Here is a 25885-nt window from a genome sequence, read left to right as displayed (position 1 = left end):
GGCAATCCCGCTCTAACAATGAAGAGCGGGATTGCAAAACAAGACACTTTAAGAGGCTTTCTGCTCCGCAATAAACCGTTGCATCTGCTCTTCCAACATGGAAAGCGGTAGGGCTCCATTTTTTAACAGTGCATCGTGGAAAGCACGCAGATCAAATTTTTCTCCCAACTCCTTTTCCGCTTGAGCGCGTAACTGGCGGATCTTAATTTCTCCCATTTTGTAAGAGAGGGCTTGGCCCGGCCAGGATATATAACGATCCACTTCTGCGCGTACATTCGCGGGAGATAGCGAGGTATTACTGGAGAGGAAATCGAGCGCCTGCTGGCGAGTCCAGCCCTGAGAGTGAATACCGGTATCGATCACCAAACGTGCCGCACGCCACATTTCATAGCTGAGACGACCAAAGTGTTCATAAGGCGTTGTATATAAGCCCATCTCCTTGCCAAGGCGCTCGGAGTAAAGCGCCCATCCTTCACCAAAAGCACTTAAGTAAAGTTCTCGGCGGAAGTCCGGTACATTCTCCAGTTCCTGAGACAAAGCACCTTGCAAGTGATGACCGGGTACCGCCTCGTGTAAAGTCAGTGCAGGCAGTTCATATAAGGGGCGCTGATCCAGGCCGTGTGTATTCAGCCAATAGGCCCCACCACGGGTGCCACCGATAGCGGCAGGATTATAGGAGGCCGTGGTGTAGTTGGGCGCGATTTCGCTGGGTACCGGAACGACGCCATAGGGAGTGCGTGGCAGCAGATTAAAGAACTCCGGCAACACATAGTCGATTCGCTTAGAGATATAGGCAGTCTCCTTTAGCAGCTCTTCCGGCGTTTTGGCATAGAACTGGGGGTCCGTACGCAGAAAGTGGGTAAATTCCGCAAAGCTACCTTTAAAACCAGATTCCTTTATTAACGCTTCCATTTCCGCACGAATACGTTTCACCTCGGCCAAACCTGTGCGGTGAATTTCCGCTGGATCCATATCCAAGGTGACGTAATAGCCGATGTTGTAGCGATAGTAATCCTTACCACCACGCAGCTGTTCAGCCCCAAGGGTCTCACTGGCGGCTTTCAGATAATCCCCTTCCAGGAAGTTTGCTACACGGTCAAAAGCCGGAATAGCGACCTGTTCAATGGCTTCTTTGCCGGCATTGCGCAGGCGCTGCTGCTCTTCAGTAGTAATTGCAGCAGGCATCTCCGCAAATGGCTTATACAAGCTGCTTTTAGTTGGGTCTTTATAAACCTGGGCTCGCACCGTAGGGGCTATGCCTTGCACCACTATTTTGGGCAAAACAAAACCTGTGCGAATACCCTCGCGCATATTGGCAATATTCTCATCGAAGAAGCGGCCAAACTCGCGGATACGAGCGATGTAATCCTCATAATCCGCGACGCTGGTCATCGCCAGGCCACTGTGCGCATCCAGGGCTGTACCGAAGAAACTAGAGAAGGTATTGAGCGGTATACGCTTCAAGAATAACTGATTGGCCTCGATGGAGTTTTCCAGTACCCAGGTGAGCAACTCCCGATTAACCTTGTCCGAATCCGCTAATTCACTAGCGTCTATCGTTTGCAAGCGCTGCAGCAATTTTTGCTCGGACTTCAACCGACGCGCTCTATCCTCAGCAGTCACCCCCGGCAACTGACGGTTATAGTCCGACACCCCCATACGTCCCGCAGTAATTGGATCCTCGCGCAGACGATACTGCCAGTGGTCTTCGATCACATCCTGGAGCTGTTCTGTTGCCGTTGTGGCCCAAGATACTGGGGTTAGTACACAAGTGGCCAAGATAACGCCAGATAGCCGCTTAAAGTGTTTTGCCAGGGCCTTGCCGGATTTCACGCTGCTCTCCATTTAATCGCTAAGTTTATGCTCATCGAAATTGATATTCGTTATGACCGGCCAACCTTAACATGAGTGACACACTGCAAGATTGTTTTCCGTGACCCTGAAACCGAGATAGTTCGTGACTTGAGGACGAGGTGGTTGAAGATTGATTACATAAAAGGGTGTGAATTAAGAGGACTGTGGGAGCCGCAGTGGCTACAACTCCCACACTATCGGTGACTAATTAGCCCCTGCGCGCATAAGAGCGAATAGCAAAGCCACCACTCAAACCGGCGGAATACATGGACTGATACCAGAAGGATTGGGTAAACCAATTAAAGAAAGAAGCGCGGGATTCAAACCAGAATTCGCCAAAGTTCGGATCAAAGAAGGCGATGTCTTGCGCCACCCAGGCAGCCATGGTGTGACCGGCGAAAGTGCCATCCAGGCTGATTTTTTTATAGCAGCCCGCTCCGCCCGTTTGATCTAGAATAATTTCCCGAGCCAAGGCATTGGGAGAGAACAAACCGCTCTGCCCATTGGCTCTACGCGGATTATTAATACCACGAATCGTATTACCACCACGCCCATTGGGGAAAGCCCCCCCAAAAATATTCTGACTGACAGGATACAGGTTTTGCACCCCCAACCAAGCTTCGGTAATCCGATCCTGATCATCGTGCATGCCTGCCTGTTGTAAAGTCATCACATGATAGAGATGGCGCTCATCGAGCGTGTTATTGGGGTATAACCAGCTCCACAAAGTACCGCCTTCAGAGTGATACTTCATCCAAAAAGCCGAGAGGGATTCACACACACCACCAGCAGTATCTTCATGCATGGTGATCAACCCCTTCACCGGATCGAAGCATTGGCTAAAGTCCTTGACAATTACTCCATTGTATCTGGGCACCGCCTGTTGCACGGGCTGTACACGTGTACCAGTTACGGTAAGAATGGTTTTGTCGACCCAAATAGGCATTTTTATTCTCTCACTTCTACTAGGCAAGAAAAGCGCTTTTAAAATCCCTTTTAAAAATTTCGTGGAATTTTTCTACGCCACTTATCAGATTGGGCCGGCATTGAAGCAGAAAAGTTTCAGCGCCAACAGGAAATAGAAAAGCTTTTTAAATCGACTCTGGCACTCTTTTTCCAGGCCGCATAAATGCTTATTTTGAAGGGAGGTTTTAAGGGATGTTGGCCAAATTTTATTGGTTAAAGTGGTATTTTTTCGTTCAACCACTTTAAAAACAGATAGTAAGAGTCTAAAAATTACTGACTGAAATTTTAATTGGTAGGGCTTCCACGCGGAATTACCATTTCTGCTAAGAGCATATACAAAACCACCCAGTTTTTTAATTGCTTAAAAAGTATAAAGAAAAAATGGAGGGAAACCTTTGCAGAAAAATCAGGGGAATTTTCAGTAGCCATATCCCTAAGAAACTGGATCTACACTAAAAAGAACTTATCAAACCAATATGGGATTCACCCCTCCAAAGTTCGCCTCAAGATAAGTGGGGCTAACAAAGTGAGAATTATCACTCTGTTACATTTCATTCTCATTATCAGGTTTTAGCTTGATCAATACTCCGTAATAAAACCGGAGAAAAAGGAGACCCTTAGTGAATAGCCTTTGTGTTGCAGCAGTGCAAATGGTCAGTGGCGAGAGCGTTACAAATAATCTCTCACAGGCTTACAAACTGCTTGTGGAAGCAGTCGGGCACGGCGCGCAACTGATACTACTGCCGGAAAACTTTGCGCATTTCTCGGATAAAGGTAGTTTTTCCGTGGCCGAACCTTTTTGCATTTCTGGTAAAGCCAACGCAGATAGACAACCCATTCAACACGCCCTTGCAAATTGGGCAGAGGAGCTGGGTATCTGGCTGGTCGCAGGCTCGATACCCTTACTGGAGCGAGCCGACGGTAGCCCTACTGAGGGGAAGCGCAGCCGCTCAGCGTGCCTGCTATTCGACGATCAAGGCGCTTTGCTGGCTCGCTACGACAAAATACATTTATTTGATGTGGAAGTTGAGGACGCTACCGGCAGCTATCGTGAATCCGCCAGTATTGAACCCGGCAACGAGCCCTGTGTGGCGACATCGCCCTGGGGGGCTCTGGGGCTCAGTATCTGTTTTGATCTGCGCTTTCCCGAACTCTACCGCCTACTAGCCATAGCCGGTGCTGAGATTTTTTTGGTGCCTGCGGCATTTACCCACACCACAGGGCGGGCACACTGGATGACCCTGTTGCAAGCACGTGCGATTGAGAACGGCTGCTTTGTAATTGCCGCCAATCAGGGGGGGACCCACTCGGAGAAAAGACGTACCTGGGGACATTCCGCGATTATTGATCCCTGGGGTGAAATCCTGGCCGAAGCCGGCGAGGGTGAAGCAGTCATCACTGCCACACTGGAAAGTGAAAAGTTGGCCAATATACGGCGGCAAATGTCATTACTTTCCATGCGTCGGCTTGGGGTCTAAATAAAAGGAATCTAAACAAAAGGTATCTAAATAAAAAAGGGCCACCTAACGGTTGCCCCTTTTTTACGACATAAACTGTGGCAAGAAGGTGATATTAAACCTTCTCCACTGTCTGCTCGATACGCCCAAAAATAGACTGACCTTCACCATCGAACATCTCGATAGCGATAGTGTTGCCGAAATCCATAAACGGTGTACTAGGCGAACCATTCTGGATGGTTTCGATCATGCGGATCTCAGCGATGCAGCTGTAGCCAACTCCACCCTCTGCTACCGGTTTGCCGGGACCGCCATCCAGCTTATTGGATACGGTACCGGAACCGATAATAGTACCCGCACAGAGTGGGCGGGTCTTCGCCGCGTGGGCAATCAACTGGCCAAAGTGGAAGGTCATATCCACACCAGCATTGGGCTCACCAAACTTCTCACCGTTCAGTAGTGAGACCAGTGGCAGGTGCAATTTGCCCTCACGCCAGTTTTCACCCAGCTGCTCTGGAGTCACGCATACCGGTGAGAAAGCACTGGAGGGTTTGGACTGGTAGAAGCCAAAACCTTTAGCTAACTCCGCAGGAATCAATCCACGCAGGGAAACGTCATTCACCAACATTACCAATTTGATATGGGAGAGCGCATCCTCGGCGGATACTCCCATGGGTACATCGTCGGTGATTACGGCGATTTCCGCCTCGAAATCGATACCAAAGCCCTCACTTTGCGGCATGGTCACCGGCTCGCGCGGGGCCAGGAAGGTATCAGAGCCCCCCTGGTACATGAGCGGATCGCTATAAAAGCTCTCAGGCACCTCGGCACCGCGAGCCTTGCGCACCAACTCAACATGGTTCACATAGGCACTGCCATCGGCCCAGTGATAAGCGCGCGGTAGAGGCGATGCACACAGGCTCTGCTCGAATGGCTCTCCGGCAATCTCGCCGTTGTGCAAACGCTCGTGCAGCTTCTCCAGCTCGCCACTGACGGCTGCCCAGTTGTCCAATGCACTCTGCATGGTGGGAGCGATATCGCCGGCCGGCACCATACGGGTAAGATCATCGCTAACAACAACCAGTTGGCCATCGCGGCCGGATTTAAGGCTGGCTAACTTCACTGTGCCTCCCCTTCAGTTTTTTCCACAAACTCTTCTTCCCCGTGCATCCAGGCGGCGTGCCTTGGGGCTTTTTTAGTACGCGACCACTCTTCCAACATATCCTCAGCAACCCGCTTCAGCTCTTTGTGCATACCAGGCTTGGCGGTATTGGCAGCCAGCTCAATGCGATGACCGTTGGGGTCGAAGAAATAGATAGACTGGAAAATCGTGTGATTGGTAGGGCCGAGTACGTCGACCCCGGCCGCTTCCAGTCGCGCTTTGGTCTCAAGCATTTCTTCCATGGACTCCACTTCGAAAGCGATATGCTGCACCCATTTGGGTGTGTTCTCATCGCGCCCCATCTCCGGGGAGTTGGGGATTTCGAAGAAGGCAAGCACATTCCCCATACCCGCATCCATAAAGACGTGCATGTAAGGGTCCGGCTCACCGGTTGAGGGTACCTCGTTTTCGGCAATGGCCAGCTGAAAGTCCATGCCGAGAAGATCGCGGTAAAATTCCACCGTCTCCTTAGCGTCCCTGCAGCGATACGCCACGTGGTGAATGCGCTTAATGCCCATTGAAGCCTCCGATTGTTATTCCTTTTCTTTAATGACGCCACGCTTGAGCTGGTCGCGCTCAATGGATTCAAACAGGGCTTTGAAGTTGCCCTCGCCGAACCCTTCGTCTTCCTTGCGCTGGATAAACTCGAAGAATACCGGGCCGAGCATATTGGCAGAGAAAATTTGCAGCAGCAGACGCGGCTGGCCGCCCTCAGTGGTGCCATCCAGCAGGATGCCGCGGCTCTGGAATTCCTCGGTAGGTTCGCCGTGCCCTGGCAGGCGCTCTTCCAGCATTTCGTAGTAAGTGTCCGGCGGCGGGGTCATAAACTCCATACCGCGCTCTTTCAGGCGATCCCAGCAGGCAATTAAGTCATCACAAGCAAAGGCGATATGCTGGATACCCTCGCCGTTGTACTTCATCAGGAACTCTTCGATCTGGCCACCGCCACCAGCTGCTTCTTCGTTCAGCGGGATACGGATCTTGCCATCCGGTGCAGTCATCGCCTTGGACAGCAGGCCGGTGTATTCGCCTTTGATATCGAAGTAACGAATCTCGCGGAAGTTGAACAGGTCTTCGTAATACTTGGCCCAGTAATCCATACGGCCGCGATACACGTTGTGGGTAAGGTGATCCAGAGTGTGGAAACCACAACCTTCCGGACGACGGTCAACGCCCTCTTCCCAGATAAAGTCGATATCGTAGATGGACTCACCATCTTCGTAGCGGTCGATCAGGTACAGAGTCGCACCACCGATACCCTTGATAGCCGGCAGTTTCAGCTCCATAGGGCCTGTCTGTACATCTACCGGTTGAGCGCCCTTGCGCAGAGCTTCTTCGTAGGCAAACTTGGCATCTTTCACCCGGAAGGCCAGGCCACAGGCAGAGGGACCATGCTCCTGGGCATAGTAGTAGGCGTGGCTGTCGGGCTCGTAGTTGGTGACAAAGTTGATATCACCCTGGCGCCACAACTCCACGGCTTTAGAGCGGTGGCTGGCCACCTTAGTAAAGCCCATGGCGCTAAACACAGTCTCGAGAATGCCTTTCTCCGGCGCAGTGAATTCTACAAATTCGAAGCCATCCAAACCCATCGGGTTCTCAAATAAGTCGGCCATGCAGTCCTCCGTCTCTTATCATCGCGGCGCCATTTATCGGGGCTGCGCGCTGGTTAATTTCTAGCGCAAAGGAAGTTAGTTGCAGATGTAACTAATGTCAAGGGGGCCAGGAATACGTACCCAAAGGTAGTATTCAGTCACTGAACATGAGGGGATTATGCATTCACGTGAATTGTAAGAAAGACCGCTAGATAAGCGATTCAGGTGAGAAAGAGAGGCGCAGCACAGGCTTGTACCGCACCCTCAGCAGCAGATGCTATTTACGAGCGCACTTGCCAGTATCGGTGCGGCACATATGCTCTTTATGAAACTTGCCGCTCATCTGGTCGCACTGGGATTTGGTAACATCCCCGGCGCAGGCACTTTCTGCATGCTGGCAGCACCCGGTTTCAGCAGTGCCCATACCGCCTTTGTCCATGGACTCTTCCTTTTTCCTCTGTTCACAAGCGGAGAGGGTCAGCACCAGCGCAGCCGCCAGTATTCCGATTGAAGCTTTGAATTGCATATAGGCCTCCTAACTAGCCGGCGAGTGGCCGGTGACATGGATGTCGCGGAATCCGCCGCCCATGGCTCTGTGCGACCCGCGTAAACATACCCGACATCTCCACCAACTGAGCGGGCTTCGCACCGGGGCACAGAGCCTCTCAGCCATCCCGTAGATTTACCGGGCCATGCATTGACTGTAGCCCACACTGGCAGCGGAACCATCTGACTGGCGGGACACTTTCGATTTTTTACAGATATCGCGCCTACCTTTTCAGCAATTCACTGATTGTGACGCCGAGAGCCGGTACAATCGCTGACCGTTTGTCGGGCCATGCCCCAATCCGCCTGTATCTTTTGAGGACTGCCTATGCTTCTCGCCGCTCTCGCCATTATCGCCGGCTTTATTGTGCTGGTCTGGAGTGCTGACCGCTTCGTGGAAGGCGCCGCTGCCACAGCCAAGCACGCCGGTATGCCCACGCTGTTGATCGGCATGGTGATTGTCGGTTTCGGTACTTCTGCCCCTGAGATGGTAGTTTCAGCCATTGCCGCGCTGGATGGCAGCCCCGGCCTGGCCCTGGGCAACGCCTATGGTTCCAATATCACCAATACCGGCCTGATCCTTGGCCTCAGTGCCCTGATAATTCCCTTGAGCGTACATTCGAAAATTGTGCGCAAAGAGCTGCCGCTATTAATGGCCATCACTCTTCTGAGTGGCGCCTTCCTATGGAATGACAAGCTGGAGCGCTGGGAATCAATCATTCTACTACTGGGTTTCTTCGGCTTGATCGGTTGGAGTGTATTCTCCGCCCTGCGCGGCAAAGGCGATAATCTGGAAGGTGAGGTCGCTGAGGAGTTGGAAGAACACGCCATGCCCCTGGGCCGGGCTCTGTTCTGGGTAGTCGCCGGCTTGGTACTTCTGATTGTCAGCTCGCGGTTGCTGGTTTGGGGCGCAGTGACCATCGCCGAATCGCTGGGTGTTAGCGATCTGATTATCGGCCTTACTATTGTCGCCCTCGGTACTTCTCTACCAGAACTGGCAGCCACCATAGTAGCCGCGCGCAAAGGCGAACACGATATTGCGATAGGCAACGTGGTGGGTTCGAATATGTTCAATCTGCTGGCCGTGGTGGGGATTGCCGGCACTATCGCTCCCATGTCCAGTGTGCCACCGGAAGTACTCACCAGAGACTGGCCCATGGTGATCGGCTTGACCCTGGCCCTGTTTGTCTTCGCCTATGGCTTTCGTGGCCAGGGTCGAATCAACCGCTGGGAAGGCGGTGCTCTTTTGACAGCTTACCTTATCTACACTGGCTACCTCATCACCACCATTACTAAAGCCGCACTTTGACCGTACTTGGGGTGGCTTCACACCACCCCAAGTTTACCGCCTGAATTCGCCATAATTTGCCCCCAAAAAGCCCGTTCTTCCAGACCAGTGCCAGCTAGTATTGGCAGCACCTCAAGGGAAATAATGACGGAGATGCTTTTATGAGGCGGAGCTTTTTTGCCAAAGTTGGCATGTTGGGTTCTTTATTCGGCTTTGGAGCTATTTACCTATTAAATGCTTCCTGGTTGGCTCCAACACCCCAGGGCGAGCCCGTTCTTATTTCCCATCGCGGTGTCTACCAAACCTACAATCGCGATAATCTAGGGCGTGACGATTGTACGGCTATTCGCATATTCCAGCCTGAGCACCGCTATCTTGAAAACACCATTCCCTCCATGGAAGCAGCATTTGCGCATGGCGCGGATATTGTCGAACTCGATATCCATCCCACAACCGACGGTGAATTTGCCGTATTTCATGACTGGACTTTGGATTGCCGTACAAATGGAAGAGGCGTCACTCGGAAGCATGCCATCACTGACCTAAAGAAACTCGATATCGGCTATGGGTACACCTTCGATGGCGGAAAAAGCTTCCCTTTTCGCGGCCAGGGCATTGGACTACTACCCACATTGAAAGAAGTTCTGCAACACTTCCCAGATCGACAATTCCTGATCAATATAAAAAGTAATGACCCCAATGAAGCAGACCTACTCAATAACTATTTACGCCAACACCAACTACTCTCCGATTCCCGCTTAATGGTCTACGGCGGCCCCCTCCCAATCGCAAGAATACGGGAGTTAAGGCCCAAAGCTTTGGCCTTCAGTAGGAACAGCGCAAAAGGTTGTGCACTGGGATATTTGCTGATTGGGTGGAGCGGCTATATCCCCGAGGCTTGCCGCAACAGTATTGTTATGGCACCCAATACCTGGCATTGGGCACTCTGGGGCTGGCCGAACCGATTTATCGACCGGGTAGCCCAAAGCGGCAGTTTAGTCATAGTGCTGGATCATCAAGATAAAAAGGGCGGCCTTACCGCTATCTACCGACCAGAGGATTTAAATTTCCTGCCTAAGAATTACAACGGTGTTATCTGGATTGAGAAAATTGAAGTCATTGGTCCACTGTTACAAGCCAGCCATGAATAAATACTAACGTTTTCGCCGCTGCTCTAATCGCGCCAGCTGCGCTTGTAACCGCTCTATCTCTTCGAGTAATTCCAGCGCTAGCGCAGCACCGGCAAGATTGACTCCAAGATCCCGCTCCAGCGTGTAGACACGACGAACCCTGCGCACGCAAATACCACTAAAGCGCCAGCGGGGTTTGCGCGCACGTGGCTCGATAATACCTTCCTCCACCAGTGCCAATATACGTTCAGCAGGAAGCTCACAGGCGCGACACAATTCGCTCAAACTCAGTTCACTCTCTTCATCAAGCAGCACACCGGTGACCTGTTCGGCCTTTCTAACTCTCATTATCAGCTCCCCATGGATTGGCGCGGATTAAAGTCAAAGGCCTTACTGAATTGACGATAGGCCTCGCGCTGAGCATCGCTAGTGGCAGAGGGGGTAACTGTCTGCAGCACGATGTACATATCACCAGGTTGTTTGGCAGGGATACCCCGCCCCTTGAGGCGAAGCTTCTTGCCGTTATCACTATTGGCAGGGATGGTAACTTTCAGGGGCCCGCTCGGTGTTGGTACCTGTACTTTGGCCCCCAAGGCCATCTCCCAAGGGGCCATGGGTAAGTCCAGATAAACCGTTGGGCCCTCGGTATGATAGAGACGATGAGAGTTGAAAATGATCTCGAGATAAAGGTCACCGGGTTTACCGCCGCCAATGCCTGCTTCACCCTGCCCGGCCAGACGAATTTGCTGACCTTCAGTAATCCCTTTTGGAATCTTGACGTTTAGTGTGCGCTCCTGCAGTTGCGGGCGCCCATCCTCCCCCAACACCGTGTGTTTAAGGGTAATCTGCCGACTGCTGCCGCGATAACTGTCTTCCAGATCTATGGCGATTCGCGCGTAGGTGTTTTCCCCCTGAGCACTGTACTGGCGCCTCTGTCTGCCGCCATAGCCCTGACTAAATCCGCCTCGCCCAAATAAGCTCTCAAAGAAATCGCTGAAGGCCTCACTATCGGCATCGGTATAACCACCACCGTGAAACTCAAACCCCTGATCCCAATTAGGGGGCGGCCGGAAATCCTGGCCGGACTGAAAGCCACTACCCAACTGATCATAGGCCGCACGTTTCTCTGGATCCTTAAGCACTTCGTAGGCCTCATTCACCTCTTTAAAGCGCTCCTCGGCATCCTTCTCACTACTGACATCGGGGTGGTATTTACGTGCCAACTTTCGATAGGCACGCTTGACCTCCGCCTGATCAGCATTCCGCTCCAGACCGAGAATCTTGTAATAGTCCTTGTATTCCATGGCTTTAATAAAAGCCGATGATGAGAGGGTTCGCCACGTATTTAAAGTGAGAAAATCGACGCGAGTATTATCTGATTAAGTAGATGTCCACTGGTAAATAGAAGCGCCGATAGAACAATCGGCGCCGTAGTACTAACTTAATGCCCGGTTTCGTACCACATGTTGGCTGTTACATATTCGATACTTCCATCCTTGTAATGGATATAGGCCTGCGCCTCGTTGGATGAATAAGCTCTGACTGTCACACCGCATGACAGCCCAGAATTACAGCCTTTTACCCAATGGACCCGATCAATAGATTTAGAGATATTGGTAATACTCCAACTTCCAGAAGTGGAGCTTCCAAAACTGAAATCTATTCCATTACAGTGGGAAGTGCCATTACCCATTACATGGCCACCAGGCTTAACATTTAGTTGGCAAACAAGATTGGCAGAAAAAGCCGGCACGGCTAAAGAGGAGGCAAAAATCAAAGAACTCGCTAATAGAATTTTTTTGATAGTCATTTTCCTAACCTAGTTATTTTTATATATTAGTTGTCGCAGCAAACCAAATTAGCGACCTTAATCAGGTTAACATCCAGATTTTAATCTTCAAAGGCGCTTCCAGAATCCTAACGAAAAAAATTGAGAATCTTTTATCAATTTTATGCAATTTTTATCCATTACCAATAGATCAGTTTATAAAATCCAAATACGGATAATTTAAATGTCGATTCAGCCTTTAAAGACGACACCAAAAAAAGAGTATTGATGCGCCATTTCAATTAGCGACTTAAATAGCACATAAACATCAACTACTCAGCTAAAGGAAACAAAAATGAATCATGCTCCCAGAGTAACATCACTACAAAACTGGTAATTATCGCTCCGCAGAATAAGGATCTTCCGCGGTCAAATAGGCAAGAATATCTGCTTTCTTTTCTTGGGAATGTAACCACTCTCGAATTTCTTTTACTTTGTCATATAGCTCTTCGCCAAATCTGCTTCTATAAACCTCAGAAAAAGTCTCTTGTGCCCTAGTATCCCTAACCTTTTTCTGCCACTCATGGGTAACCAATGAGTTCAAAGAAGCAGCAAGCCCCTCAGCTCTCAGAAGCTCCCACTCTCCTTTATCCAGCCAAATACCACCAACTGTCGGGCTATAATCTAAACGGTGTTCACTAGCCGCAGTAATTTTTAACTTCTGCATGATCATGCCTGTTACCGGACATAAAATAGCTTTCTTGGTATCTTCGGCCACGATTTCATTTAGCACAGCTATATTATCGGAAAACTGGTACTCGGGATTTTTTCTTTTCCAAGTCAGATAGTCTTCAACCAAAATCCAGTTCCCACCACAACTTGAGCAGGTATGTGCACGAAACAACTGCTCAATGACAACTGGTTTGAGCACACCTTTTTTACAACTGGTACAACGTTTCATAATTTCTTTTCCATAAAAAATAACCCAGATCTTTTTTAAAGATCTGGGCTGCGAGATTAGGGTTTTTATCAAATAAATAACTAGTAAATAAAGCCCAAATATCGTTTATCTATCAAATCTGAAAAATATTAACTCTCTGTCTCAACGGGTTTACTTAAGTTGCCAACACCCGCTTCTTTCAAGAGAGAATCCACTAAGGGGGCCATCGCACGGTGCTTCAGAGCACTGCCGACTAAAGCTTCCGGCAGGCTTTGGCCTTTAGCTTCCGATTCTCCATCCAGAATTCCACTGGAGGCACGACCATCCACACCATTTAAACCTTCGACAGAAATAATTTTCATGCCATCAATACTTTCCATCGGTTTAACGCTTTCACGGATAATATTGGGCAGATTCTCATGCAGGCTCAGCACCTTCTTCAATGCAATCTGAGCTTCATTGAGACTGTTGTATGCCTCGTTCATCAGACGCTGACCTTCAGCATCCACCGCGTATTTCTCGCGATCTGCTTCAACCTTAATACGAATTGCCTCTGCCTCTGCAGAAGCCTGCAAGCGAAGTGCTTCGGCTTTATCTTCTGCAGCTGACTTCTCCGCTTCGGCCATTACTTTAATACCGGTAGCCTGACGCTCAGCCACTTTCTGGGCTTCGATAATCTCGATGCGCTTATCACGCTCTGCCACTTCCACGTCCTTGGCAGTGCGCACCTGCTCTTCGGCTTTTACCGCTTCAGCCAGTGCAACGTTGGCCTGCTGGTCTGCCTGGGACTGCTCTTTGGATTTTTCCGCAACGGCAATTGCCCGCTCCTGCTCCGCAATCTCTACAGATTTCTCTTTGGAGATACGCTGCTCATCGAGAATACGCTCACGCTCAATTTCCTGCTCTCTCAGGCGGCGCTCCTTTTCAATCTCCAGCAGTTTAGTCGCCTGCTCAGCGGCAATCTGGGATTGACTAACCTCACGCTGGGCTTCAATTTCTGCCTGACGCGCAGCCCTGTCTTGAGCGGCCAGTTCACGAGCAATATCAGCTTTTTGTGCGGCCTCGCGATTTTCTAGCTCGCGTTGTTGCTCCAAATGGGCGTAACGTTTTTCCTTATCGATTTCCAGTTTCTGGCGCTCGGCTTCGAGATTTTTCTTCTCGATCTGCACCATAGTTTCCTGTTCGACGTCGTTCACTTCCTTGCGGCGCGCTTCAATGGAGCGGGTCATGCTGGCAAGGCCTTCGGCATCGAAGACATTATCCTGGTTAAAAAACTCTTTATGAGTCTGGTCCAGACCGGTCAAAGAAACAGACTCCAGTTCCAGTCCGTTTTTCAACAAATCCTCGGAAACTACCTGTTGTACTTTTTGTACAAACTGGCTGCGTTGTTCATGCAACTCTGCCATTTCCATTTCGGCGGCCACAGAGCGAAGCGCATCGACAAATTTGCCCTCAATCATTTCCTTCAACGCTTCGGGGTCCAGAGTGCGTAGGCCCAAAGTCTGTGCCGCATTGGCAATCGCCTCGGCATCGGGCTTCACGCGCAAATAGAATTCCGCAAGTACATCGACACGCATGCGATCTTTGGTAATCAGCGCCTGGTGCTCTTTGCGGGATACCGCAAGGCGCAGAGTATTCATATTCACCGGAATAATTTCGTGCAACACCGGTAATACCAGTGCACCACCATTCATAATGACTTTTTGCCCACCCATACCGGTACGTACAAAAGAACGCTCTTTAGAGGCACGTGTATAAAGCCGTGCAAAAATAGTTCCAATAACAATCAGGGCCACTAATACAGCCCCGGCAATAAATACCATAATCGGAAGGTTTCCTATCACTGCTAGATTCTCCATTTAGTTATTCTCCATAAGATGTATACTGCTGGGGCGAGTTACTCGAAAATGTGCTCCCAGCTCTTCAACCAGTAACACCTTATCCCCCTGATTAAATATTTCACTCTCATCCGGCTCCACCATTACATAGTGTGTGGTTCCGTATTCATCACTAAAACGCGCCTCTGCCGGTGAACCGATTTCTGCTCTGCCGATCGTAATAATCGCTACACGGCCAATAAAGGAGTTTCTCTCAACCGCCTCAGATTCATCACCCACGGCAAAGCGTCGCATGATATTGCCAACAAAACGTACCTGGGGGAGAGCCAGGAAAAGGACTCCGACAGCAAGTAAACCGCCCGGTAATAGATACCCAAAGAATGACTCCATGAGTATTTGGATTAATAAGCCCGTTACTCCAAAACCAACCAAAAAAGTAACTAACAGGATAAGTGCAGGCACCTCCCCAAAACGTAACCATCCGAGTAGTTTAGTCATCCCCCCAGATAACCCTGTGTCTGGTACGTCAACATTAAAATCTGGTAGTACGTTATCCAGTAAGTCTGAAATACCAACACCAATCAATGTCATCACGCCTTCAAGAAGCGCTATCATAAACATTAAAAGTAGCGCGCCAGTGAAGATCAGGTTTTGATCTTGCAACAAGAATATCATCAGCCCCCCGATTTAATTTTGGCTAAACGTTCTTTCACACGATTATTTCGTGCAAACTCCTCAAGCTCTGCTAACTTACTGGCATCTATTTCGGAATCAAATGTCGATATAGCTGTACTACCTATTGCTCGATTAAATGCATCGGTAGCTTGTTCTACCTGGGCTTTCGACTTTCTATCCCTACCATATTCATCAGTAACAACGCTACCTCTTGCATTTTTATTGACTGCAATAAATTCCTGTAATTGCTCACGCATTTCACGCTTCTTACCTTGCAGAGCAAGAATATAAGAACCTAGTTCCTTTATTTCTATCTCATTTTCACTGATCGCTTTCTCTAAAATTGGAAGCTGCACCTCAATATCCATTTGCTTGGCGATGGAGACTTCAGCCAAATCATCACGACCTTCATTTACAGCGATGGTAATTTGTTCAGCTAAACGTTTATGACGTGTTTTTTCTTCGTTTAACGTTCTACTATTTAGATATTTAGATGCTTCGGCTTTCCCTAGCTGATCTCGCACATCCTTAATCGCATCATCCACATCCCGGATTGCCTGTTCCATCACTGACTCTGGCGCAGCAGTTTCAACTGAGTCCACAACTGCATTCGCAGACACAGAGATTAAGCGTGAAATGCGCTTAATTAATCCTTCTCTCAAAATTTTCTTTCCTTTTACTGTTTAATTTCCACCAAAGCCAGACCAAGTCCCTCAAGATCTGACAAACTCTATTAAGTACTTACCACAACAGACTGTGGATTTACCGTTTTTATTTCAACAGTAATTCTGCCGCTTGCTTAACCATAAAACTCATTTGCGCAGATACTTATTCCGCAGTTTCACTTTCAAGGCGTTCACGAATTCTCACGGCGGAATCACGGTGAATGCTGCGTGGACTGCTCTGTTGTGACAACAGCAACATTTTTTCCAGGAAAGCCTCGACACTTGGCAACAAGTCTTTCTCTAATTCCGGTGCCATTGGCTCTTTACCGGCCACATTTTGGATAATGGCGGCACCTTCTGTGAGCAGGTCCATTACCGCCTCAATCAACAGGCTCCGCTGGTTTTCCTCCAGATAACGAGCCTTTAACGGCAGCATGGCCTCTGCAGAGGAGAGATAGCTGCGGGAAAGACAATCCCCGCCAATAGACTCTCTCGCCAGTGCAATAATTTCGCGTACTTTTTCACTTTGGGTCACCGCCCCATTGCGATCAATTGACATCAAATATGCATAATCTTCCGCCGATAGGCGTGCCGATATAGATTGTGTTTTATTGAGCATAATGATCCCTTGCTTGCTATGTATACAAAAGTACACACCACTATGTGTAGGGTCAATTAAAACTCGCATGACCTATTGGTACGACAGAACCAGCCGGTGTGGAAAAATAATCTTTTGTTGATTGTGCTATCTATAATTCAGGGGATTTTTGTAAGGAATTGTTCTGATTACCGCCAGTTGTTTTAAATTACACATCCTTACAGGGATAAATTCCCGCAAAAATATTTTTGTTTTTCACACCCAGAAACAGGCTTTTGGCGACACACCCATAGTTCCATCGCCAATTGACGAACTTAATGTCGATAGAAAACCTGATTCTCAACGTCGATAGCTATAAAGCCAGCCACTACCTGCAGTATCCACCAGGTACGGAATTTATTAGCAGCTATATCGAGTGCCGCGGCGGGGAATTTTCTGAAACGGTATTTTTTGGTTTACAAGCTTTTATTAAACAGTACCTACAAAGACCTATCACATTTGCCAATATCGAAGAGGCAAAAAAGCTATTAGAAACCCACGGTTTGCCCTTTAATCGCGCGGGCTGGGAACATATCGTCAGTAAACATCGAGGGCTGCTGCCTTTAGAGATTTGTGCTGTAGAGGAGGGAAGCATTATTCCTTTACACAATGTTATGGCACAAATTGTTAATACCTGCCCATCCTGTTTCTGGTTGACCAGTTATCTTGAGACCGCACTGGTGCGCGCTCTCTGGTATCCCTGTACTGTCGCCACACAGAGCCGGGAAATCAAAAAAATCATTGCGCATTATTTACAGCAAACGGCCGACAGCCAGAAGAGTCTCCCCTTTCAATTACACGATTTCGGTGCGCGTGGGGCCAGTAGCTTGGAAAGTGCCACGTTGGGCGGTATGGCTCATCTAGTGAATTTTTACGGAACAGATACTCTCTCAGGAATATTAGGTGCGAGAAATTTTTACCATGCCGATATGCCTGGATTTTCTATTCCGGCTGCGGAGCATAGCACCATTACCGCCTGGGGCCGGGATGGGGAAGCATTGGCCTATCAGAACATTCTGCAACATTTTTCCGGAAAAAATAAAACCGTTGCGGTGGTCAGTGATAGCTATGATTTATGGCATGCAGTGGAAAATATCTGGGGTGGCCAATTAAAAAACACGATTCAAAACAGTGGTGGGACCTTGGTTATCCGCCCAGACTCCGGCAACCCTGTACAGATTGTTGTCGATTGTATAGAGCGATTGATGCATATATTTGGAGCTCACACCAACAGCAAAGGTTACCGTGTTTTGCCTGAGTATATCCGTGTTATCCAAGGAGATAGTATCTCCCGCTTCACTATCCCCAAAATACTGCAGGCAATGCAGAAGCATAAGCAGAGTGCCGAGAATGTCGCTTTCGGTATGGGTGGCGGACTGCTGCAAAAAGTCGACAGGGACTTAATGAGCTTTGCCATGAAAGCCAGTGCTATTCGCATCAACGGTATCTGGCGAGACATCTACAAGGACCCGCGCACAGGGCCAGAGAAAAAATCCAAGCGCGGACGCCTGGCCCTGATTCAATGCGAGAATGGCGACTTCAGAACCATTCGTCTGGAGGATGTAAATCAATACAAGAATTTTCTGAGACCAGTGTTTCGTAACGGCAATTTGCTTATAGAAACGACTTTTGCTGAGGTGCGCCAGCGCGCAGCCATTTAGCAACTTGATTCATCCCCCTCCTCTTTCCGTAACCATTTGCCCCTAGCAAACCTCATTTCACCGAACCAACACTTTACAAAAGCAATCATGGCCTGTTACCTGTATAGGTTTGTTGTCTGGACAAGGCGCCCGGCCGGGCCTCTTGTATGTATCGGGCACAATAACAATAAGCACACCCCCAAACGCTATGGGGGGATAAAGGTAGCCAATGGAAAGAAGAAAATTCCTCAAGATCGCCGGCGTCGGCTCCAGTGGTATTTTATTACCACTGCAGGGCATTCAGGTCAGCGCCGAGCAACTGCTCAATGAGGGCATGCACAGCTCGCACAAACGACACCTGGCAGATGTCGCCCTGAATACGGCGCGCAAAGCCGGTGCCAGTTATACCGATGTGCGCATCGGTCGCTATCTCAACCAGTACGTGATGACCCGCGAAACCAACGTGGAGAATATCGTCAATACGGAATCCCTCGGCGCCGGTATCCGCGTAATCGCCAATGGCACCTGGGGTTTCGCCGCCACCAACGATCTGACTGCCGACGGCGTTGCCCGCGCCGCACGCCAGGCGGTTGCCGTTGCCAAGGCCAACGCCAAATATCAGACCGAGCCCGTGCGCTTGGCACCGGTTAAAGGCGCAGGCGAGGTTTCCTGGCAGACACCGATCAAACAGAATGCCCTGCAGGTGCCCATCAGTGAGAAAGTCGATTTCCTGATGGATGTTAACAATGGGGCACTCAAAGCCGGAGCCAGCTATATTCGCTCTTCCCTGTATTTAGTCAATGAGCAGAAATACTTTGCTTCCAGCGACGGCTCCTATATCGACCAGGATATCCACCGCCTGTGGGCGCCCATGCAGGTGACCGCTGTGGATAAGAAAAGTGGGGCCTTCAAAACGCGCAATGGCCTCAGCGATCCAGTGGGAAGGGGTTATGAATACTTGGCTGGTCACGACAAAGACAAAATTCGCGGACAGACCACGCTCTACAAAGCCTCCTACGATATGGCCGAGGATGCCGTGCTCGCGGCCGAGCAGGCCAAAGCCAAGCTATCGGCCAAATCCATCGATCCGGGCAAGTACGACTTGGTACTGGAACCCTCGCACTTATGCCTGACCATCCATGAATCTGTGGGCCACCCATTAGAACTGGACCGCGTGCTGGGCTACGAAGCCAACTATGCCGGAACTTCCTTCGCCACCCTGGATAAGTGGCGCAGCGGTAAATTCCAGTACGGCAGCGACAAAGTCACCCTGTTTGCCGACAAGGTACAACCGGGCTCCCTCGGTGCCGTCGCCTATGACGACGAAGGGGTTAAAACCAAGCGTTGGGATCTGGTGAAAGATGGCATCCTGGTGAACTACCAGGCCACTCGCGATCAGGTGCATATGATCGACCAAAAGGAATCCCACGGCTGCAGCTACGGCGATAGCTGGTCCAGCGTGCAATTCCAGCGCATGCCCAATGTCTCCCTGGCTCCGGGAGAGAAGAAGTACTCAGCCAAAGACATGATCCGCGATGTGGAAAAAGGCATTTACATCGTCGGGCGCGGCTCCTACTCCATCGATCAGCAGCGCTACAACTTCCAGTTCGGCGGACAGCTGTTCTATGAGATCAAAAACGGTGAGATCGTCGGCCAGGTTGAGGACGTCGCCTACCAGTCCAACACGCAGGAATTCTGGAGTTCCTGCTCGGCAATATGCGACAGCAGCGACTACCGCCTGGGCGGAACCTTCTTCGATGGTAAGGGCCAACCCAGCCAGGTGAGTGCGGTATCCCACGGCTGCTCCACCACCCGTTTTGACCAAATTAATGTAATCAATACCAAGCGCAAGATTTCCTGAAGAGCGCACAAGAATAAGTAATTGGAGAAAAGGCAATGGCAATTCTGAGTAGAAGTGAAGCGAAGCGTATTCTCGATAAGGTTTTGAAATACAGCCGCGCCGATGAAGCCAGCGCGCAGCTGGCCGGCAGCGAGACCGGCAATATTCGCTATGCGCGCAACAGTGTTTCCACAAGTGGCATCGTCAACGATATCGAGCTGGCGGTAGAGGCCCGTTTCGGCAAGAAGTCGGGCGTAGCCACCATCAACGAATTCAGCGATGCCTCCCTGGAAAAAGTGATGCGTCGCGCCGAAGAGCTGGCCAAGCTGTCTCCGGAAAATCCTGAAGCCATGCCGATGCTGGGCCCACAGAAATATGTCAGCGTGGACGGCTTCGCCAAGTCCACCGCAGATATCACCCCAGACCAGCGCGCCAAGGCGGCCGCAGATTCCATTATTGCGGCCAAGGAAAAGAAGGTGGTTGCCGCGGGTTACCTGGAAGACGAGCGCTCTTTTGCCGCAGTCGCCACCAGTAAAGGCCTGTTCGGCTACCACGCCTCCACTTCAGCCAACTTCACCGTAACCATGCGCACCGAGAATGGCCTGGGCTCCGGTTGGGCCGAAAGTGATGTTACCGATTTCGGCGCAATGAATACCGGCAGCACTTCCTCTGTCGCCATCGACAAAGCGGTCCTGTCCCAGGAAGCCCGCGCCCTGGAACCGGGCAAGTACACCGTGATCCTGGAGCCCAATGCAGTGTCCGGCCTGGTGGGTTACATGATGAGCGGCTTCGATGCGCGCAGTGCCGACGAAGGCCGCAGCTTTATGAGCAAAAAGGGCGGCGGCAACCGCACCGGCGAGAAGATGTTCGACAAGCGCGTAAATTTCTACTCCGATCCCACCAGTCTCGATGTGCCGGCCCAACCCTGGACCGACGGTGACTTTATGCAGCTGGGGCGCACCGAATGGGTGAAAGACGGCGTAGTGAAAAACCTGGCGCGCAGCCGCTACTGGGCCGAGCAAAGCAAAGGCGAAGTGGTCCCCGAGCCCAAAAACCTGATTATGATCGGCGGCGATAAAACCACCGAAGAACTGATCAAAAATACCCGCCGCGGTATTTTGGTATCCCGCACCTGGTATATCCGTATGGTCGATCCGCAGTCCATGCTGCTCACCGGCCTCACCCGCGACGGCACCTTCTATATCGAAAACGGCAAGATTAAATACCCGGTGAAGAACTTCCGCTTCAACGAGAGCCCGGTAATCATGCTCAACAATATCGAAGATATGGGCGTCCCCCAGCGAGTGGGTATGTGGGGCATGTCCGCCATGATTCCCGCACTGAAAGTACGCGACTTTACTTTCAGCAGCCTTTCTGACGCCGTTTAACCGCCAGCACCACTTGAGGATAACGAAATGGATAGAAGAAAATTTCTCCAGCTCAGCGGTGCCGGCCTGGGTGTTTCCATGTTGCCGCTGTCCGGCAATCTGGTGGCCGAGAGCAAACTGACCCAGAGCGGTATTGATCTCTCGGTAAAAAAAGAATTTGCCGATGTCGCCCTGAATACCGCCACTAAACTCGGCGCCACTTATGCCGATGTGCGTATTGGTCGCTACCTGAATCAATACGTAATCACCCGCGAGATGAAAGTGCAGGACGTGGTGAACACCGAATCTATCGGCATGGGCATTCGGGTTATTGCTAATGGCACCTGGGGCTTTGCTGCCACCAATGACCTGACCGCCGATGGCGTCGCCCGCGCCACCCGTCAGGCAGTAGCCACGGCCAAGGCCAACTCCAAGTACCAGCAGGAACCAGTACAGCTGGCTCCGGTAAAAGGCCACGGCGAGGTGAGCTGGCAGACACCCATCCAGAAAAACGCTATGCAGATCCCCCTGGCCGACAAGGTGGACCTGTTAATGGACGTGAACAAGTCCGCTATGGATGCCGGCGCCAGCTATATCAATTCCATGTTGTACCTGGTGAATGAACAAAAGTATTTTGCCTCTACCGACGGCTCCTATATCGACCAGGATGTTCACCGTTTGTGGGCGCCCTTCTCGGTCACCGCAGTGGACAAGAAAACTGGCGGCTTCCGTACCCGCCAGGGCCTCAGCCAGCCGGTAGGACGCGGCTTTGAATATCTGGATGGCCGCGCCGAAGACAAGATCCAAGCGCAGACAGTGCTCTACCGCGATTCCTACGATATGGCCGAAGACGCGCGACTGGCGGCGCAACAAGCCAAGGAAAAGCTCACGGCTAAATCGGTCAAACCAGGCAAGTACGACCTGGTGCTGGACCCAAGCCACCTGTGGCTCACCATCCATGAATCCGTCGGCCACCCGCTGGAGCTGGACCGCGTGCTCGGCTACGAGGCCAACTTTGCCGGCACCTCTTTCGCCACTATCGATAAATGGCGCAGCGGCAAATTCCAATACGGCAGCGACAAGGTCAACCTGTTTGCCGATAAGGTACAACCCGGCTCTCTCGGCGCCGTCGGCTACGACGATGAAGGCGTGAAGACCCGCAACTGGGATCTGGTAAAAGACGGTGTGCTGGTGAACTATCAGGCCACCCGCGACCAGGTACATATGCTGGGGCAAAAGGAATCCCACGGCTGCTGCTACGCCGACAGCTGGTCCAGCGTGCAATTCCAGCGCATGTCCAACGTTTCGCTGTTGCCTGGCAAGGAGGAGCTGAGTGTTGACGATATGATCAAGGATGTGGAGAAAGGCATTTATATTGTGGGTGCCGGTTCCTTCTCCATCGATCAGCAGCGCTACAACTTCCAGTTCGGTGGACAGCTGTTCTACGAGATTGAAGACGGCAAGATTACCGGCATGGTGGAGGACGTCGCTTACCAGTCCAACACCCAGGAATTCTGGAATGCCTGTTCGCAGGTCTGCGACAAAGATGATTACCGCCTGGGTGGTTCCTTCTTTGACGGTAAGGGACAGCCGATGCAAACCAGTGCGGTATCCCACGGTAGTTCCACTGCACGCTTCGACGGTATCAATGTGATTAACACCAAGCGCAAGCTGGGCTAATCACTGATCCACGCAGGGGTCAGGCCGGATAACCGGTATGGCCCTAGCGTTATGATTAAAGGAAAGCAGGCACTTCACTCAAGACACGCTGTTAATACGTCCCTGTACGCTCGTAATCGGCATCCATGCCTCATACGGTCTTGAGTGAAGTACCTACTTTCCTTTCTAGCTAACAATAAACCAACGCAGTAACAGAGTTATCCCGTGTCCCTCACCCGCAAGGCTTTTCTCCAGCGCCTGATCCTGGGTAGCTGCGCCGCAGCGCTGCCGCTGGGCACACGCGCACAAAATACCGCACCGGGTAGTGCGCAGGAGCACTACGATTTTTATTTCACCCGCTTGATGTACGAGTCCGGTGACTGGGATGTGGATCAGCGCATGCCTTCTAACCTGCTCAATTCACTGGTGGAATACACCAATCTCAGGGTTGATCCCAAAGAGCACATAGTGCCGCTGGCCGATAAGAAAATGCTGCTGGCGCCTTTCTGCTACCTGGCCGGACACAAGCTGGTGCAATTCACCACGGAAGAGGCAAAGAATTTTCGCGACTACGCCAATCGCGGTGGCTTTGTATTTGTCGACGACTGCAACCACGATATCGACGGTCTCTTTGCCAAATCCTTCGAAGCGCAAATGGCCGAGCTGTTTGGCGAAGACTGCCTGCAAAAGCTCCCGGACGATCACGACCTCTACCGCTGTTTCTTTCAATTCGATGAATTGCCGGTAACCAGCTTTGAATTAAATGGCTGGGGTGATGATCTGGTACACGACTACCTGAAAGCCATTGTTGTAAACGGCCGTATCGCCGTGCTCTACAGCAACAAAGATTTCGGCTGCGAATGGGACTACGACTACCGCAACAAACGCTGGCTCGCCATCGATAACACAAAATTTGCGGTGAACATTGTTATTTACGCACTGACGAGCTGATTATGCTGACCACCCTGGAAAATAGTATCGAAGAACAACTGCACAGCCTCGACAATCTTCAACAGGAGATTGCGCGGGTGATTGTCGGCCAAAAACCCGTGGTGGAGCAGATGTTGATCTGTCTGTTGGCCGGGGGCCACGCCCTACTCGAAGGGGTGCCGGGACTGGGTAAGACCCTGCTGGTAAAAACCCTCGCCGATGCCAGTGCGCTGGATTTTAAGCGGGTACAGTTCACCCCGGATTTAATGCCCGGAGATATTCTTGGCAGTGAAATCCTCGAAGAAGATCACAGCACCGGCAAGCGCTTTTTTAAATTCCAGCAGGGCCCGGTTTTCACCAATATCCTGCTCGCCGATGAAATTAACCGCACACCGCCGAAAACCCAGGCAGCCCTATTGGAGTCCATGCAGGAAGGCTCAGTAACGGTGGGCGGTAAAACACTCAAATTGCCCGATCCCTATTTCGTATTGGCCACACAAAACCCCATCGAACAGGCCGGCACCTATCCGCTGCCGGAAGCTCAGCTGGACCGCTTCCTGTTAAATATTCATATCGACTATCCCGATGAGCGGGATGAAGTTGAAATCCTGCGCTCCACCACCGGTGCCAGCAGGGTCAAACCCAGTCCCAGCCTGGATGCGGAGCAACTGCGGGAAATGCAGAAACTGGTGCGAGAAATTCATGTCAGCGACGATCTGTACCGCTACGTGGCGACACTAGTGCGCGCTACACGCATGGAAACCAGCGGCAGCGATACCCTGCAACAGTGGATCAAGTGGGGCGCCGGTCCCCGCGCGGGACAGGCTCTGATTCTCGCTGCCAAGGCGCGGGCCCTGTTGCAGCGACGCCTCGCCGTCACCCGCGAGGATATCCGTAGCCTGTTACTGCCGGTATTGCGCCACCGGGTGCTGCTCAGCTTCCAGGCCCAGGCCGATGGCGTGCAGATGCCACAGCTGATTGACGAATTACTGACAGCGGTGCCGGAACCGGGCCGGGACTGATCAGCGTGGAATATCTGTCCCCCAAAACCCTGGCCAGTTGTCGCGATCTGGTGTGGCTGTCGCGACATATTGCCGAGGGCGTGATGCTCGGTGTGCAACACAGCCAACGCCGTGGCACCGGTCTGGAATTTCACCAATACCGAGGCTATCAAGCGGGCGATTCCATTCGCCATATCGACTGGAAACTGTTCGCCCGTAGCGATCGCTACTATGTGCGCGAGACCGAGCAGGAGAGCCGTATGCACGTGTGCTTTGTGCTCGATACCAGCGCCTCCCTGAGCCAGGCAAGCTTTGTCGAGCCCAGCCTGAATAAACTGCATTACGCCAAGTGCTGGATTGCCAGCCTCTGCTGGCTGCTCAACGCCCAGGGAGACAGCTATTCCCTATTGGCGTTTAACAACAGCCGGACGGTTTATGTGCCCGAAGGCCAGGGTGAGAGCCACCAGCGCCAAATCGCCCTTCAGCTACAACAACTCGACGCCAGCGACCGCTGGCCAGATCGCGCTCAACTGGCGCCGCTGTGGCAATACTTTGAACGCCCCTGTCAGGTGGTGTTGCTGAGTGATTTTTTTCAACAGGGCAATGAGATCGGCGATTTTGCCGCACGCTTGCATGCCGCCGGCCGCCCCTGCCTGCCACTGCAATTGTTAGTTGAGGCAGAACAGACTTTTCCTTTTGGCGGAGAGCTAAAGCTGCTCAATCCAGAAGTAAGCGCCATTACTCCCGCAACTTTAGAAGTGGACGCCGAGCGGCAACGCCAGTCTTACCTGGATGCTTTTGCTCAAGCACAGAGCGAGTTAAAAGCACGCTTTGCCACACAGGAATGTTCACTGCAGACCGACCTTATCGAGCAACCTGTGGAAAAGTCATTGCAGCAATTTATTCAACTGCACGGCAGGTTGTGCTGAG

General features: G+C 51.2%; 24 protein-coding genes. 10 read left to right on the top strand and 14 right to left on the bottom strand.

The genetic code is table 11. The features are described from left to right. Positions 1-48 precede the first annotated feature (48 nt). The gene (locus ACJJJA_RS01710; protein ID WP_444903575.1) at positions 49-1833 is read right to left on the bottom strand and encodes a DUF885 domain-containing protein; all 1785 of its coding nucleotides are present in this window, start codon (positions 1831-1833) and stop codon (positions 49-51) included. A gap of 229 nt (positions 1834-2062) precedes the next feature. Next, on the bottom strand, positions 2063-2800 hold the full coding sequence (locus ACJJJA_RS01705; protein WP_252084082.1) for a YopT-type cysteine protease domain-containing protein: 738 nt from the start codon (positions 2798-2800) through the stop codon (positions 2063-2065). A gap of 640 nt (positions 2801-3440) precedes the next feature. Between ACJJJA_RS01705 and ACJJJA_RS01700 the strand changes: the two genes are divergently transcribed. Further along, positions 3441-4298 carry a carbon-nitrogen hydrolase family protein gene (locus ACJJJA_RS01700; protein ID WP_444903574.1) on the top strand — a complete coding sequence of 286 codons (858 nt, stop codon included), beginning with the start codon at positions 3441-3443 and terminating at the stop codon, positions 4296-4298. A 94-nt stretch (positions 4299-4392) separates the two neighbouring features. On the opposite strand, the gene ACJJJA_RS01695 is transcribed toward ACJJJA_RS01700, so the two are convergent. The 4 genes from ACJJJA_RS01695 to ACJJJA_RS01680 all read right to left on the bottom strand — a co-directional run bounded on the left by ACJJJA_RS01695 (position 4393) and on the right by ACJJJA_RS01680 (position 7557). Continuing rightward, positions 4393-5400: a fumarylacetoacetate hydrolase family protein gene (locus ACJJJA_RS01695; protein ID WP_444903573.1), complete on the bottom strand. Its 1008-nt coding sequence runs from the start codon at positions 5398-5400 to the stop codon at positions 4393-4395. Beyond that, on the bottom strand, positions 5397-5957 hold the full coding sequence (locus ACJJJA_RS01690) for a VOC family protein (RefSeq protein WP_252084079.1): 561 nt from the start codon (positions 5955-5957) through the stop codon (positions 5397-5399). The genes ACJJJA_RS01695 and ACJJJA_RS01690 overlap by 4 nt, the downstream gene beginning before the upstream one ends. Positions 5958-5972: 15 nt before the next feature. Continuing rightward, a complete protein-coding gene (gene hppD, locus ACJJJA_RS01685; RefSeq protein ID WP_444887697.1) occupies positions 5973-7052 on the bottom strand; it encodes a 4-hydroxyphenylpyruvate dioxygenase in 1080 nt (359 codons plus the stop codon). A gap of 256 nt (positions 7053-7308) precedes the next feature. Further along, a complete protein-coding gene (locus ACJJJA_RS01680) occupies positions 7309-7557 on the bottom strand; it encodes a hypothetical protein (protein WP_252084077.1) in 249 nt (82 codons plus the stop codon). 348 nt (positions 7558-7905) lie between these two features. On the opposite strand from ACJJJA_RS01680, the gene ACJJJA_RS01675 reads away from it, so the two are divergent. Further along, the gene (locus ACJJJA_RS01675) at positions 7906-8886 is read left to right on the top strand and encodes a calcium/sodium antiporter (RefSeq protein WP_252084076.1); all 981 of its coding nucleotides are present in this window, start codon (positions 7906-7908) and stop codon (positions 8884-8886) included. 140 nt (positions 8887-9026) lie between these two features. Beyond that, positions 9027-10016, top strand: a complete 990-nt coding sequence (locus ACJJJA_RS01670; RefSeq protein WP_444903572.1) for a glycerophosphodiester phosphodiesterase family protein — start codon at positions 9027-9029, stop codon at positions 10014-10016. Between the two features lie 3 nt (positions 10017-10019). Here the strand turns inward: ACJJJA_RS01670 and ACJJJA_RS01665 are convergent, their stop codons facing one another. From ACJJJA_RS01665 to ACJJJA_RS01630, 8 genes are all read right to left on the bottom strand, one after another. Further along, on the bottom strand, positions 10020-10343 hold the full coding sequence (locus ACJJJA_RS01665) for a chaperone modulator CbpM (protein WP_252084074.1): 324 nt from the start codon (positions 10341-10343) through the stop codon (positions 10020-10022). A gap of 2 nt (positions 10344-10345) precedes the next feature. Further along, on the bottom strand, positions 10346-11299 hold the full coding sequence (locus ACJJJA_RS01660) for a DnaJ C-terminal domain-containing protein (RefSeq protein WP_252084073.1): 954 nt from the start codon (positions 11297-11299) through the stop codon (positions 10346-10348). Between the two features lie 137 nt (positions 11300-11436). Further along, on the bottom strand, positions 11437-11805 hold the full coding sequence (locus tag ACJJJA_RS01655; protein ID WP_444891645.1) for a hypothetical protein: 369 nt from the start codon (positions 11803-11805) through the stop codon (positions 11437-11439). A 355-nt stretch (positions 11806-12160) separates the two neighbouring features. After that, a complete protein-coding gene (locus ACJJJA_RS01650; RefSeq protein ID WP_252084071.1) occupies positions 12161-12724 on the bottom strand; it encodes a TFIIB-type zinc ribbon-containing protein in 564 nt (187 codons plus the stop codon). A gap of 128 nt (positions 12725-12852) precedes the next feature. After that, a complete protein-coding gene (locus ACJJJA_RS01645; protein WP_444903571.1) occupies positions 12853-14562 on the bottom strand; it encodes a flotillin family protein in 1710 nt (569 codons plus the stop codon). Then, complete coding sequence (locus tag ACJJJA_RS01640) at positions 14563-15216, bottom strand: YqiJ family protein (RefSeq protein ID WP_444903570.1); 654 nt, start codon at positions 15214-15216, stop codon at positions 14563-14565. Next, positions 15216-15878 (bottom strand): PspA/IM30 family protein, encoded by a 663-nt coding sequence (locus ACJJJA_RS01635; RefSeq protein WP_444903569.1) that lies wholly within the window; start codon positions 15876-15878, stop codon positions 15216-15218. The genes ACJJJA_RS01640 and ACJJJA_RS01635 overlap by 1 nt, the downstream gene beginning before the upstream one ends. Before the next feature lie 166 nt (positions 15879-16044). Beyond that, on the bottom strand, positions 16045-16500 hold the full coding sequence (locus ACJJJA_RS01630) for a hypothetical protein (RefSeq protein ID WP_444887691.1): 456 nt from the start codon (positions 16498-16500) through the stop codon (positions 16045-16047). Between the two features lie 296 nt (positions 16501-16796). Between ACJJJA_RS01630 and ACJJJA_RS01625 the strand changes: the two genes are divergently transcribed. The 7 genes from ACJJJA_RS01625 (at position 16797) to ACJJJA_RS01595 (ending at position 25884) form a co-directional block, all read left to right on the top strand. Continuing rightward, positions 16797-18179 (top strand): nicotinate phosphoribosyltransferase, encoded by a 1383-nt coding sequence (locus ACJJJA_RS01625; protein WP_444903568.1) that lies wholly within the window; start codon positions 16797-16799, stop codon positions 18177-18179. A 208-nt stretch (positions 18180-18387) separates the two neighbouring features. Then, the gene (locus ACJJJA_RS01620; RefSeq protein WP_444903567.1) at positions 18388-20019 is read left to right on the top strand and encodes a TldD/PmbA family protein; all 1632 of its coding nucleotides are present in this window, start codon (positions 18388-18390) and stop codon (positions 20017-20019) included. A 35-nt stretch (positions 20020-20054) separates the two neighbouring features. Further along, complete coding sequence (locus ACJJJA_RS01615) at positions 20055-21386, top strand: TldD/PmbA family protein (RefSeq protein WP_444883341.1); 1332 nt, start codon at positions 20055-20057, stop codon at positions 21384-21386. A 27-nt stretch (positions 21387-21413) separates the two neighbouring features. Continuing rightward, the gene (locus ACJJJA_RS01610) at positions 21414-23045 is read left to right on the top strand and encodes a TldD/PmbA family protein (RefSeq protein WP_444903566.1); all 1632 of its coding nucleotides are present in this window, start codon (positions 21414-21416) and stop codon (positions 23043-23045) included. 204 nt (positions 23046-23249) lie between these two features. Continuing rightward, a complete protein-coding gene (locus ACJJJA_RS01605) occupies positions 23250-23975 on the top strand; it encodes a DUF4159 domain-containing protein (RefSeq protein ID WP_444903565.1) in 726 nt (241 codons plus the stop codon). Positions 23976-23977: 2 nt separating this feature from the next. Continuing rightward, positions 23978-24976: an AAA family ATPase gene (locus tag ACJJJA_RS01600; protein WP_353375814.1), complete on the top strand. Its 999-nt coding sequence runs from the start codon at positions 23978-23980 to the stop codon at positions 24974-24976. A gap of 5 nt (positions 24977-24981) precedes the next feature. Continuing rightward, the gene (locus ACJJJA_RS01595) at positions 24982-25884 is read left to right on the top strand and encodes a DUF58 domain-containing protein (protein ID WP_444903564.1); all 903 of its coding nucleotides are present in this window, start codon (positions 24982-24984) and stop codon (positions 25882-25884) included. Position 25885: the final 1 nt, after the last annotated feature.

The sequence above is a fragment of the Microbulbifer mixtoriginis (SeqCode) genome (genome assembly GCF_052466865.1).
The sequence above is the reverse complement of the archived record's forward strand: the minus strand, read 5'-3'. Positions and strand labels throughout refer to the sequence as shown.